General features: G+C 39.9%; 12 protein-coding genes. 7 read left to right on the plus strand and 5 right to left on the minus strand.

Annotation, left to right across the window (positions count from 1 at the left end; all coding sequences use genetic code 11):
* Positions 1-145 precede the first annotated feature (145 nt).
* The 5 genes from priA to I6F42_RS10770 all read left to right on the plus strand — a co-directional run bounded on the left by priA (position 146) and on the right by I6F42_RS10770 (position 5255).
* Positions 146-2332, plus strand: a complete 2187-nt coding sequence (priA, locus tag I6F42_RS10750) for a primosomal protein N' (protein ID WP_010553802.1) — start codon at positions 146-148, stop codon at positions 2330-2332.
* Between the two features lie 20 nt (positions 2333-2352).
* Entirely contained in the window at positions 2353-2880 is a 528-nt protein-coding gene (locus I6F42_RS10755) for an SPOR domain-containing protein (protein ID WP_007582031.1), read from the plus strand.
* A 79-nt stretch (positions 2881-2959) separates the two neighbouring features.
* Positions 2960-3478 (plus strand): ATP-dependent protease subunit HslV, encoded by a 519-nt coding sequence (gene hslV / locus I6F42_RS10760; protein WP_002958366.1) that lies wholly within the window; start codon positions 2960-2962, stop codon positions 3476-3478.
* 11 nt (positions 3479-3489) lie between these two features.
* A complete protein-coding gene (gene hslU / locus I6F42_RS10765) occupies positions 3490-4818 on the plus strand; it encodes an HslU--HslV peptidase ATPase subunit (protein WP_007582032.1) in 1329 nt (442 codons plus the stop codon).
* Positions 4819-4880: 62 nt separating this feature from the next.
* On the plus strand, positions 4881-5255 hold the full coding sequence (locus tag I6F42_RS10770) for a gamma-butyrobetaine hydroxylase-like domain-containing protein (protein WP_010553804.1): 375 nt from the start codon (positions 4881-4883) through the stop codon (positions 5253-5255).
* Between the two features lie 86 nt (positions 5256-5341).
* Here I6F42_RS10770 and I6F42_RS10775 read toward each other — a convergent pair whose 3' ends face one another.
* The 3 genes from I6F42_RS10775 to I6F42_RS10785 form a co-directional block, all read right to left on the minus strand.
* The gene (locus tag I6F42_RS10775; RefSeq protein ID WP_007582034.1) at positions 5342-7222 is read right to left on the minus strand and encodes a methyl-accepting chemotaxis protein; all 1881 of its coding nucleotides are present in this window, start codon (positions 7220-7222) and stop codon (positions 5342-5344) included.
* 109 nt (positions 7223-7331) lie between these two features.
* Entirely contained in the window at positions 7332-8363 is a 1032-nt protein-coding gene (locus tag I6F42_RS10780) for an MJ1255/VC2487 family glycosyltransferase (protein WP_197152103.1), read from the minus strand.
* Positions 8360-8899, minus strand: coding sequence for a phosphatase PAP2 family protein (locus tag I6F42_RS10785; RefSeq protein WP_024594428.1), 540 nt, complete (start codon positions 8897-8899; stop codon positions 8360-8362). Before I6F42_RS10785 ends, I6F42_RS10780 begins: the two co-directional genes overlap by 4 nt.
* Positions 8900-9103: 204 nt before the next feature.
* Here I6F42_RS10785 and rraA point away from each other — a divergent pair, with 204 nt between their 5' ends.
* Together rraA and I6F42_RS10795 are read left to right on the plus strand one after the other, a co-directional pair.
* Complete coding sequence (rraA, locus tag I6F42_RS10790) at positions 9104-9601, plus strand: ribonuclease E activity regulator RraA (protein ID WP_002959955.1); 498 nt, start codon at positions 9104-9106, stop codon at positions 9599-9601.
* 1 nt (position 9602) lies between these two features.
* A complete protein-coding gene (locus I6F42_RS10795) occupies positions 9603-10652 on the plus strand; it encodes a formimidoylglutamase (protein WP_024594427.1) in 1050 nt (349 codons plus the stop codon).
* Here the strand turns inward: I6F42_RS10795 and I6F42_RS10800 are convergent.
* Entirely contained in the window at positions 10649-12313 is a 1665-nt protein-coding gene (locus tag I6F42_RS10800; protein ID WP_010553808.1) for a GGDEF domain-containing phosphodiesterase, read from the minus strand. The genes I6F42_RS10795 and I6F42_RS10800 overlap by 4 nt on opposite strands.
* Positions 12314-12433: 120 nt before the next feature.
* A complete protein-coding gene (gene hutI / locus I6F42_RS10805; protein ID WP_197152105.1) occupies positions 12434-13681 on the minus strand; it encodes an imidazolonepropionase in 1248 nt (415 codons plus the stop codon).
* Positions 13682-13695: the final 14 nt, after the last annotated feature.

Here is a 13695-nt window from a genome sequence, read left to right on the forward strand (position 1 = left end):
TTTATCCAACAACCTCCCCCCACACAAGTATTTATTTATATTTTTGCCAAAAAAGTGAACAATCTCTGTCTCAAGCGCTATTGCTAGTAGGTTTTTAGCGTTATTTTTAGTACATTACAGCATTAATTTTACGGGTTGAGTTGTTATGAGTTTTGTTGAAGTTGCTATTAAAGTCCCGCTTCCACGCACCTTTGATTATAAAATAGAAGAACAGCTCAGTGGCTTATCAACTCCTTTACTACCTGGCATGCGGGTTTTGGTACCTTTTGGTAATCAAAAAAAAGTAGCGGTTGTTCTGGGTATTAAAAGCAGTACCGACGTCCCTTTAAATAAAATTAAAAATATTATAGAGGTAATAGATGACGCCCCTATTTTAAGTGCCCAGCATTTAGAACTCCTTAGCTTTACTGCCCGCTATTATTGCTATCCATTAGGCGAAACTATTCATATAGCGCTACCTGGTGCACTTCGCCAAGGTGAATCGCCTGATAAAACCAGTATTAATATGGTTGCCCTGACAGAAAAAGGTGCAAAAGTACCGTCATTAAAAGCTAAAACACAGCTCAACCTATTAAAGCAGTTATCGCAATCAGGTAAGTCATCATTAACTGAGTTAAAAGCACTGGGCTTTAGTAAAAAAACAATAGATAGCTTAATAGATAAAGAACTCATAACACAAACTATTGAGCACGATAACCAATGGCAAAGTGTTGCTCCAACCGTCGGTAGTAAACCAGTACTTAATAAAGAACAAGCGGTTGCTTGCACAGCTATAAATCAAAGTACTGGCTTTAGCAGCTTCTTATTAGAAGGCGTAACGGGCAGCGGTAAAACCGAAGTGTATTTACAGTGCCTAGAAGAAGTACTCAAACGTGGCGAGCAAGCCCTCGTACTCGTGCCCGAAATCGGCCTAACACCACAAACCGTAAACCGTTTTCGCCGCCGCTTTCCTGATACACCCATTATGCTTTGGCACTCAGCACTTACCGACAACGAACGTTTACAAACATGGCGTTTTTGCGAAAAAGGCAGTTGTGCGATAGTTATTGGCACACGTTCGAGTATTTTTCTGCCATTTTTAAAACTCGGTATGATTGTTGTTGATGAAGAACACGACTCGTCATTTAAACAACAAGATACCCTTCGTTACCATGCTCGTGATTTAGCCGCTTACAGAGCTTTTCAGCATAAAATCCCGCTTATATTAGGCAGCGCCACACCCGCGCTTGAAACACTTCACAAAGCAATTAATAACAAATACCAGCTATTAAGTTTAACGGAGCGTGCGCAAACAGCGACTGACAATCAGTTTAAGTTACTCGATATGAAAGGTCAGCCCGACCAAGCAGGTATTGCACATGCAAGCCTTGCTACTATGCGTCAGCACTTAAATCGCGGTAAACAGGTTATGGTATTTTTAAATCGCCGAGGTTTCTCACCAACCCTTATTTGCCATGAGTGCGGGTGGTTGAGCGAGTGTAAACGATGCAGTACCAGCGCTACATTTCATAAAGCGATTGGGCAAATGATCTGTCATCACTGTGGCGACCAGTACCCTGTCCCTCACCAATGCCCTGACTGTGGAAGTACGCAAATATTTCCTAACGGTAAAGGCACAGAGCAAATTGAAGAGTTTTTATCGACCGAGTTCCCTGATACACCCATTACTCGTATAGACCGCGATTCAACTCGCCGAAAAGGTAGCCTTGAAAAAGCACTTGATGAAATAAACCTAGGGGGCGCACGCATTTTAGTGGGCACACAAATGCTTGCCAAAGGCCATCACTTTGCAGATGTGAGCCTTGTTATAATTTTAGATGTAGATAGCGGCTTATACTCATGCGACTTCAGAGCGACAGAGCATTTAGCGCAATTAGTCACCCAAGTAGCGGGGCGTGCTGGACGTTCAGGAGAACCTGGTCAAGTGTTATTACAAACACACTTTCCAGAACACCCTCTTTTGCAAGACTTAGTTAATAATGGTTACCAAGACTTTGCCCGTTTTGCTCTTAGTGAGCGCGATGATGCTGACTTACCGCCCATTACAAATATGGCCATTGTGCGTGCACAAGGACATAGTATTAAACTAGTCGTCGATTTTTTGACGGATTTGGTTCCTGTGAATGGGGTATCTGGTATACAATTGCTCGGTCCGATCCCTGCCCCACTTGAAAGAGTCGCAGGTATGTATCGTTTTCAATTGCATATTCAAGCGCAAGATCGTCGCATATTACATCAGTACCTTGCGCAAATGGTTGATTATTTAAGTACCAGTAAACTTGCACAAAAAGTACGCTGGAGCTTAGACGTAGACCCTATAGACATGATTTAGGTTAAGGCCAAAATAACACCATGGCACAGCACGATTATATTAATAAAAAGCCTGCAGGCAGAAACAGTAAAAAAAACGCACCCGCTAAAAAACCATTTCCTATTCTTTTAGCCGTTATAGCCATCTTACTTGTAGGTGGTTTTGCCTACACACTATGGTTTATAAAAAGTAATGCCGATCCAAAACTTGTCGAAAAACAAGCTAACCCAACTGCACCCGCAAAAGTAGAAGTTGTTATTCCACGTACACCGGAATTTATTAAAGAAATTAGAAACCACGAGATTCAAGTTGAAGTAAAAGAACTTGAGCAAAAAGGTCCTTATGTTATGCAATGCGGTTCGTTCAGGACTCATGCACAAGCTGAATCGTTAAAAGCTAAAATCGCATTTGCAGGGCTCATTTCTGAGATAAAACAGGCTGAAGGCAGCAATGGTACTTGGTATAAAGTACGTTTAGGCCCTTATAAAACCAAACGCCAAGCCGAAAGCGATAAAAACAAACTTAAACGTGTAAAAATAGTCGGCTGCGGAATTTGGGGCTGGACTTGAAAATAAACCATTCACCCATATAACCTCATCATAATCGTTTTTTACGAGTTGCCTCTGCAGCTCGATGATGAGGAATAACATGACTACTATCGTAAGTGTTCGCCGCGGCGACAAAGTTGTAATTGGCGGCGATGGCCAAGTTTCACTTGGTAACACCGTAATGAAGGGCAACGCCCGCAAAGTTCGACGTCTTTATAATGGCAAAGTAATCGCTGGTTTTGCCGGCGGTACTGCTGATGCCTTCACTCTTTTCGAACGTTTTGAAAGCAAATTAGAAATGCACCAAGGTAACCTAACTAAAGCCGCAGTAGAAATGGCTAAAGATTGGCGAAGTGACCGTGCCCTTCGAAAACTCGAAGCGCTGCTCGCTGTAGCAGACGAAACAGCCTCTTTAATTATTACCGGTAATGGCGATGTAGTTCAGCCAGAAAACGATTTAATTGCGATTGGTAGTGGTGGTAACTTTGCGCAATCAGCTGCAACCGCCCTTTTAGAAAATACAGATTTAAGCGCTCGTGAAATAGTAGAGAAAAGCTTAACTATTGCAGGCAACATCTGCGTATTTACTAATAACTTCCAAACAATCGAAGAATTATAATAGGAACTATTATGTCTGATATGACCCCAAGAGAAATTGTTCACGAGCTAGATCAGCATATTATAGGTCAGGCTAAAGCTAAAAAAGCAGTCGCTATTGCGCTTCGTAATCGCTGGCGCCGTATGCAATTAAATGAAGATTTACGCAGTGAAGTAACACCAAAAAATATACTAATGATTGGTCCAACAGGTGTAGGTAAAACAGAAATTGCCCGCCGTTTAGCAAAACTTGCTAACGCACCATTCATTAAAGTAGAAGCGACTAAATTTACTGAAGTTGGTTATGTTGGTAAAGAAGTAGATACGATCATACGTGACCTCGTTGATGTTTCAATTAAAATGACTCGCGAACAGCAAACTAAAAAGTTTAAACATCGCGCCGAAGAAGCAGCAGAAGAGCGTATTTTAGATGCACTTTTACCACCGGTTAAAGATCAATATGGCGAAAGCCAACGCGACGATACTTCATCTACTCGCCAAACATTTCGTAAAAAATTACGTGAAGGTCAATTAGATGATAAAGAAATCGAGATTGAATTAGCGCAAGCTCAATCAAACGTAGAAATTATGGCGCCTCCTGGTATGGAAGATATGACCAACCAGTTACAAAGCATGTTTCAAAACATGGGCGGTGATAAACGCACTAAACGTAAGTTAAAAATTAAAGAGGCCTTCAAACTATTAACGGAAGAAGAAGCCGCTAAATTAGTAAACCCTGAAGAGCTAAAAGAACAAGCTATTTTTGCAGTAGAGCAAAACGGTATTGTGTTTATTGATGAAATAGACAAAATTTGTAAACGTGGTGATTCTTCAGGCCCTGATGTGAGCCGAGAGGGTGTTCAGCGCGACTTACTACCGTTAATTGAAGGCTCAACAGTAAACACTAAACACGGTATGGTTAAAACTGACCATATGTTGTTTATTGCCTCAGGTGCGTTCCAAATGTCTAAACCATCAGACATGATACCTGAGCTACAAGGTCGCTTACCGATTCGAGTAGAACTTGAGCCACTAACTGCAGATGACTTTAAACGTATCCTGACAGAGCCGCATGCATCGCTTACTGAGCAACAACGAGAGCTCCTTAAAACTGAGCAAGTAACGATTGAGTTTAGTGATGATGCTATTGAGCGTATTGCTAAGGCAGCGTGGCAAGTTAACGAAAAAACCGAAAACATCGGTGCTCGTCGCTTGCATACTGTGATGGAAAGATTGATGGAAGAAATTTCATACGATGCTTCTGAAAAAGCAGGTTCATCACTTGTTATTGACGCCGCTTACGTTGAAAAACATCTAGGCGCACTTGTTGAAGATGAAGACTTAAGCCGCTTCATTCTATAAAACGAATATAAACGTTATACTAAAAGCCTCCAGATTGGGGGCTTTTTAATGGGATATATAAAATGAAACACGTTACAAAAGTGCATTACCACAGCGTGAGTAAAAATTTAGATGTTTATTTTGACGACGATAGCCAAGCAGTCTTTAGCTGTGAATTTTTACGCGTTCACTCTCCCTCTGCTGAAGTGCAAGGCCATGGCTCTGGTCCAATGAAGCTAGTACTTAATAAACAATCTGTAGGTATAAAAAACATAGTACCTGTCGGGCATTATGCACTGCGTTTAGATTTCGATGATGGTCACAATAGTGGACTGTTCAGTTGGAGTTACTTTGAAAAACTACAAGCGCAGCAACAAACGTTGAGCGATGAATATTCGGCACGCGTAGCCGAGCACGAACAAAACAAAAACAGTGTACCAATAAAGTTTATTCCTTAAACCTTATTGGTAACTTTAGGTGGGTATTTTTAGATTAGTTAACCTAAACCCTGGTTAAGATATTTACTATCCAGAGTTCAGATTAGTTACACTTTAAACTTATCAATAGCGCTAAATAACACTCTAGCTTGCTCAGATACTTCTTCGCTAGTTTGGGCGTTTTTAGCAGCATGTTCAGTTGCATCTTGCGCAATATCGCGAATTCTTACTACATTTTTATTAACCTCTGATGCCACTTGGCTTTGCTCGTCAATAGCAACCGCTATTTGAGAGCTCATTTCCATTATTGTTTGTACATCTTCAGTAATTGCGCCTAATAACTCACCTGCTTTAATTGCTTGCGAGGCACTTTCATCGCCTTGAGAACGACATTTGTGCATAATACTCACCACTTCTTGAGTACGCTGCTGTAAGGTACTTATAATACCTTCAATCTCACTCGTGGACTCTTGAGTACGCTTCGCTAATGAACGAACCTCATCTGCAACAACAGCAAAACCACGACCATACTCACCAGCACGTGCCGCTTCTATTGCCGCATTAAGTGCGAGTAAATTTGTTTGATCTGCAATCCCCCGAATTACATCAAGCACTGAACCAATTGTTTCGCCATCTTTTTCAAGTTGCGATACTACATTTGATGCATTCCCTAACGAATCAGATAGAGCTCTAATGTGCTTAACGGTAGAGTCAACTTCACTGCGCCCTTGTTGAGCACTTAAGTTTGTTGACTCTGCTTTTTTAGCAGCCGCTTCAGTATTATGTGAAATATCCTGAATCGTCGCCTGCATTTCGGTGGCTGCAGTTGCAACCATGTCGGCTTCATGTAATTGCTCTTGCATACCGGAGCTTGTTGCTGCGGTACTTTCTGATAAATGCTCTGTTGCTATGTTAAGCGTATTTAAAGCACCATTAACTTCGTTAATTAAGTTTTTAAAATCGCCTATTAAACTATTAAAGTCGACCGTCATGGTGGTAATTTCGTCTTTACCTGTTTGCTCTATCATCACGCTTAAATCATTATTACGACGAATATCGTTAATGGTGTGATAAACCCGCTCTATAGGCACAATAATCGAGCGGCTCGTGAAATAAACCAACATCAAAACAATAATGCCAGCAATCACAAAAATAAGAATGGCTAAAAATTGTGCCTGTTCAACGCTTTTATCTACCTGTTGCTTAGTGCTTAATAGTATCTGCGCAACGATTGCATCACTTTGTTCAACACTTTTACGCATTTTTCCAAGTGCACCTGAATTTAAATCTAAGCCCAATTCAACCTGTGCCTGGACCAATGCTTGAAATTGCGTTTGGTAGGAGTTTAAAAAGCCATTTAATTGAGCTGTGTACCCCGTATCAAATTGAGCCTGAGCGATTTGCTGCTTTAAAGTATCAACCCCTTCATCAAATCGAGTTAAATACTTAAGATCAAAACGTAGCATAAAATCTTTTTCAGCCCGTCTTAATTGTAATATAGAAGATAAGAGTTTGTAATTATCTTGCTCTTTGAGCAAGCTTTCGACCTCGTGTACTGCACTTCTTAGTTCGCCATACAGCCCATCTTTTGGGTGTAATCCTATGCGTTTTTGTAGCACAACAACACTCATAAAGTCATTGTTATAAGCACTTACCAAATTATCGAGATTACTTATTTTTTGGGTTTCGATACCCTGCTCTTGCATAATTACATTCAACTTAGCAATTTTACTTTTAAGCTGGTTATAATCTTGTTCAAATAAGTCTAATGCTTCTTCTTGTTTATAAAAAAGAAAGTTTTTTTCATGTTTACGCAGTTCTAATTCATGGATATTAAGCTCTTCAGCAAGCTGAATTGTTTTATTTAAGCTTAACGTTGTTCTCGCTTCATAAATTATTACGCATAAAAGGACCACCATTGCTAAACCAACAACGACTGCGTTTAACTGTAAACGTCGTTTGATTGTTAAGTTTTGTAAAAAATTCATCGCTAACGCCTTTTTTAAATATGCATTTGTATTATAGCTGATAGCTCAGAAGCGACTCATTAATTTAACTTTTTATTATTGGTTATTCTAAGCTACTTCATTATGATGGCTATAAAGCGACACTATCCCACAAACCTTTGTGTAACGATTGTGTGTTATTCCACTGTTGTTTAACCAACCAATCAATTAAAGGCGCGGGATCGCTAGGGTAATTTATTTGCTTATTTTGCGGGGCGCTATTCCAGTCATCAAGGGCTTGCGGGTTTAAATAGTTCATAACATGCGCCATGCCCATGCCAAACAAAGTTTGTGCATTTGCGGTTTGCTCAAACTGCCCATCTAAAGGCTTTAATAGTAACTTCTTACCTAACTTAAGCGCTTCACTGGCAAGCTCAAACCCCGCATTACCAATAACGCCACTCGTGTTTGCTAAGTCATTTAAAAAACCAGAGCGTGAGGGGGGGCGCAAATGTATATGTCCAAAAGACTGATTGCAGGCATTTGGGTGATAACAATAAAATTCTTTTTCGGGAAAGTCTTTTAAGTAATCAACAATGCTATCTAAGTTTTCAAACGGTAAATATACCAATACCTTATTTAGTACCGCGACAGGATTCTCATGATTATGATGAGCAATAAAAGGCGGGATTATATTATTTGCAAATGGCTTCCAGTGTACGCCTAAGTAGGTAGATGCTGGTGCATAATGCTTGATGAGCGATTTTCTAAGTACACCACGACCAAATATAGGTACGTTTTCTGACAAAAATGCGGCTTGGTGGCTAATACCGATAACGGGTATATCGGCCCGTTTTGCAGCCCATGCTGTGACTGGCTCAAAGTCATTAAGTACAAAATCGTACTGTTTTATATCAAGCGATTTTATATCACTCACCAGCTTACAAACTCGCATGTTTTTAAGTGTTTTTAAATTTTTGACTTGCCCATTTTCAGTATCAAACGATAAGCCCCGATACGCTTTATAATCTGAGAATTCGTGCATATCAAAGTAATCTTTATTTGCTCGCCCTGAAAACACATAATCAACATCAATACCAAGTTTATTAAAGCAGCTTGCCATAACCCTAGCCCGCGTTATATGACCATTACCGGTACCCTGCACTCCATACAATATTTTCATACAGGTACCACAAGCGCTAAAGCGAATAAGCCACAAACACTGCCAATAATCGCACCTATAATAATATCAGCAGGAAAATGTACGCCTAATACAACACGAGAAATAGCCACACCAGCAGCCCAACTAAGTAGTAGCCATATATATTCAGGGAAAAAGTGACTTAGTATAATCGCAACTAAGAACGCTGCAGCGCTGTGGCCCGAGGGCAAACTAAATTTATCACTTGGTACTATGTAAGCATTTGTTACTAAGCAGTCGCATGGACGGATGCGGGCAAATCTATTTTTGGCCAGTAAGTAAATGGGCCTTTCTAAAGCAAAACCAACTAATATCGTTACAGGTAATAATTGTTGCTGCTCATTATTACTAAGCCACCACACCGCTAAACACACAAGTATGTAAAGTCCACCATCACCGCTTTTTGATAATCCAAACGCCATTGTTTTAAACCACTTCGGTGAGTTGCAATTAAACAGAGTTAAAAATAATTGCTCATCTAGCAGAGCTGCCTTTTTAAACATATTATTGTTATACATCACTTCCCCTCATTGCATAATATATGAACACCGATTTAGCTTATGTGTTGTAAATAACAATTGAGTGACGCTTTTAAGACACTATTATTGCGATTAATGATTTAGCGCTTGTTTTGTCTAAATTTACTGCGATTAAGTCGTTGTTATTGCTTATAAGGAGGGTATACTGAGGTATAAATTAATGTACCTTTTGAGGATAAAATAATGGATTACAGCACTTCTGATTTATGTGACCACTTTGCTGATGTGGTTGACGTGCTAGAGCCAATGTTCATCAACTTTGGTGGTCGACACAGCTTTGGTGGCCGCATTAAAACGGTTAAATGTTTTGAAAATAATGAACTGATCCGCGAATTACTTTCTCAAGACGGTACAGACTTAGTGCTTCTTATTGACGGTGGTGGCTCAACTCGCCGTGCACTTATTGATATTGAATTGGCCGAACTTGCACTTGAAAACAACTGGAATGGTATTGTTGTTTACGGCGCAGTACGCCACGTTGATGAGCTTGAAGAACTTGATTTAGGCATTCAAGCAATTGCTTCCATTCCTGTTGCAGCTGACAGTGAAGGTGCTGGCGAGGATGCTATAGGCGTTAACTTTGCCGGTGTATCATTTTTTGATGATGACTTTATTTATGCTGATAGTACTGGCATTGTTTTATCTGCAGAAGAATTAGAATTGGAAGTTGTAGAAGTATAACGTGACCTCCCATTTAAAAGTATATGATGAAAGCGCGGTTAGAGCACTTTGCTCTAGCCGCGTAAATGAAAAAAAAGCATGGCAATCAATGGCCTTGCTAGACACTCAAGTAAACCTGCAACAAGCACTTATTGACGCAGCTCAATTTGGCATTCGCTACGTACTTCTTGGTATTTGCGAAGATATTGGCCCAAAAGCCAATTTAGGAAATGGCGGTGCAAACGAAGCATGGTCTGCTTTTTTAAAACGTTTTTTAAACCAACCTCATAATCAATTTATTGCCACTCAAAAAGTACTTTTATTGGGTGAAGTAAATACTGATGATTTAATGGCGCAAAGCAACCAACTTAATAATCAGCAAGCCCAGCAGTTAACTCAATTACGAGATTTATGCCAACAACTTGATGAACGCGTAGAGTCAGTATTAAGCCTTATTTTTAAAGCAGGGCTTGAGCCAATCGTCATTGGCGGAGGTCACAATAATTGCTTAGGTATTATTCGCGCGCTAAGTAAGTCAAAAAACACGCCTGTTAATGCTATCAATTTTGACCCTCATGCCGATTTTAGAGAATGTGAAGGTCGCCATAGTGGTAATGGTTTTCGCTACGCGTATAACGAGCAACATCTAAGTAATTACCATGTTATTGGCTTACATGAATTAAAAAATAATCAAGCAATTATAGATGCAATGAGTGAAGCTAACTTTAAATTTGATAGCTATCAATCTATACAAGTTAAGCGAAAAATTACACTAACGCAGGCAATTGAAAATGCACTAAGTAATTTTAATGATTTACCTCTGGGTGTTGAAGTTGATTTAGATAGTATTACTTATATGCCAGTTAGTGCGTATACATATTGCGGATTTAGTGTGAGTGACACTGAGCACTTTGTGCATTTAGCTGCAAGCCACCGGCACTCTAAGTACTTACACTTATGTGAAGCAGCGCCTAACCAGCATCCTAACGGGTTAGATGCCGGTGCTGCCCATGTAGGGCAAGTGATTAGTGCACTTGTAAATAGCTACCTACAAGCCAAAGAAAACACTTAACGTTGTTGAACCGATCGCCACTCTTTTAGCCAGCTCATTAAACCGATACTACTTAGCGGGTGACCAAAGTAATAACCTTGGGCAGCATAACCTTTTAAGCTTTTTACAAACTTAAGTTGCTCAAGTGTTTCTACTCCTTCAAAAATCACTTTTGTTTTTTGTTGGCTATGCATATCAACCATTCCACCAACTAAACTGCGTATATTGTTTTGATTACTAAAGTCAGCGGTAAGTGAAGGTGAAACCTTAATATACTCAACTGCTAAACTTGGCAACTTAGAAAGTAGTACCGGGTTATCACCAAGTCCATCCACACATACTTTTAAGCCTATGTTATTAAGCCTTGCGATCATGCCTCGGCCTTTGTCATCTAAACCAGCAAAAATATGTAAAGGGCATTCAACAATTAAGTCTCCCGCCTCTAAGTGATGTTCATTTATAACAACATCAACAAATTCAACAAACTCTTCATTTAGCATTTCAGGGCCAAATACGTTAATGCTAAGCGGTATAGAAATACCTTCTACTCTAAGCGCCATTGCAAGCTCAGCGGCTCTCTCCATTACAAATTTAGCAAGCGGATAACCAAGCCCAGCTATTCTTATGTCGTCAATAAAACGATTAGCAGATAAAATTCCTTGCTTAGGGTGCTGCCAACGCAGTAGTAATTCTAAAAACTCAATTTGACCGTTTTCGTTACAAATTATAGGTTGAAAATAGAGTTCTAATTCGCTCGAAAAATCAATATTTGCTAATTCTTTTAGTCGCGCTTGTTGCTCTCGCAGTTCAATCATCATTTGTTGATGATAAGGCACAACCTTGCGATTTGGGTGGCTATCGAGTGCTAGGTATGCGTACGATATTAAATTATCAAAGTTATTGTCTTGCTCATTACAATCAACATAACTCGCCCTCGCTTTTACCTCTACAGTGCAGTTAGCAACATTAAATGGCTTAAGCGTTGCACCCAGTATTTGTTCAATAACCAACTCATGTAAATGTTTTTGATTCGCGAAACTACAAATAAATGCAAAGTTAAGGCCCCCTAAGTGGGCTAGCTTTTCTTGCCCAGTTAAAGTCACTATTTCGTCACTTGAAAGTAGCTCTTTTATTCGATTAGCCGATTGCGCTAACAGTATATCGCCAAAGTCGCGTCCTATATGCTGGTTAACTTGCTCAAATCCTTCAAGACGAATAACGATTAACGCTGCACTTACTTGCTTGTTGTCGCACCATGCATAGTAACCTTGGCGTAACTGTTTTCTATCTGCAAAAACCGAAAGCGGAGACTCTTCTATAAATGTATCACCTGTAGGTTCTGGCTCTATCACGACTTCTATTTCAGCGCTTTCGTCATTTAAAAAGCCAACAATAGCTAATAATAATATTGCTAACACAACCCAAAATAACGGAACTTCCAATAATAAATGAGCTGAAAATAGAACAACAAATAAAAGACCAGCCATTGAGCTGGTAATAATCATGCTCCAATTATTTCGCTCGAAGGCTTGCCATAAATGAAAACAAAATCCAAAGGCAAGTAAAATGGCAAGCCAAGCTGCGCCCGTACTCAAAATAGCCAAACCAACAGCTGCTGTGCATAAATAGCTAAATTTAATACTGGCATTTTTAACGGCAAATAAAGTGGCAATCATCGCCATCAATAGTGCACCACTAAAAAATATTGGGAAGTTACTGTCGGTTAGTATGTTCAAATTAACGGCATCCGTATTCGCTAAAAAAGTTTAAACCAGATTATATGTGGGCAAAAATAATACAAACTAGTTAATTCTACCCAAAATCCATAAATTTAACAGTTTATTTACGCCAAATTGGTAACTTAATTGTGATGGATGACTTATTTGCCAATGCGCAATATCAGCTCTTGCACCAACCTTTAAAATACCACGGTCGTCTAACCCTAGTGCTTTAGCAGCATTGCGAGTAACACCTGCCAATGCTTGCTCGGGTGTTAATCTAAACAATGTGCATGCCATGTTCATCATCAAGTGCACTGAGCACAGCGGTGAAGTGCCAGGATTAAAATCACTCGCAATAGCTATAGGTACTTTATATTGATTAAGTAACTCAATAGGTGGGAATTTAGTTTCTCTTAAAAAATAAAATGCACCGGGCAATAACACCGCGACCGTCCCAGCGTTTGCCATGGCTTTTACACCCTCTTCATCGAGATGCTCAATATGATCTGCCGAAAGGCCATTGAACTGCGCCACCAGCTCAGCACCATGTTGATTAGATAACTGCTCAGCATGGCATTTTACTGGGAGGTTATGCTTTTTAGCCGCCTGGAAAACACGTTTGGTTTGCGAATGACTAAAGCCTACATTTTCACAAAATACATCGACTGCATCAGCAAGATTATTAGCCACTACCTGATCAAGCATGTCAGTACATACCAAATCAATATATTCATCAGCACGGCCTTTGTATTCAGCCGGTAGAGCATGCGCCCCTAAAAAAGTAGTTTTAATATCAATAGGATGATGCTCACCTAATAAACGAGCTACTTCTAATATTTTTATCTCGTTTTCAATATCTAGCCCATAGCCCGACTTTATTTCAACGGTGGTTACACCTTCTTTTAACAACGTATTTAAGCGATCTTTTGCATCAACAAATAATTGCTCTCGATCGGCTGCTCTTGTCGCTTTAACCGTACTTGCTATGCCACCGCCTTGTGCCGCAATTTGCTCATAACTTACACCCTGCAAGCGCTGCTCAAACTCTTGCGATCTTGAACCTGCAAACACTAAATGTGTATGACAATCTATTAAGCCCGGCGTTAACCACTGCCCTTTTATACTCAATGTCGGCGTTGCAAACACATCAAAACTGGGCAACGTTGATTGCTCTCCAATCCACGCAATTTCACCATTTTTAATAGCTATAGCAGCATTTTCGATTGCGCCATAAGGGGCATTTATATTGCTATCCATAGTGGCAATATTGGCATCAGTTAAAAGTAAGTCGATTTCTTCTAACTCATAATTTTTTGTTGTGCTTTGCATTTTACAGCCCTTTT

It is taken from the genome of Pseudoalteromonas sp. SWYJZ12, from assembly GCF_015864395.1.
Lineage (GTDB): Bacteria > Pseudomonadota > Gammaproteobacteria > Enterobacterales > Alteromonadaceae > Pseudoalteromonas > Pseudoalteromonas arctica.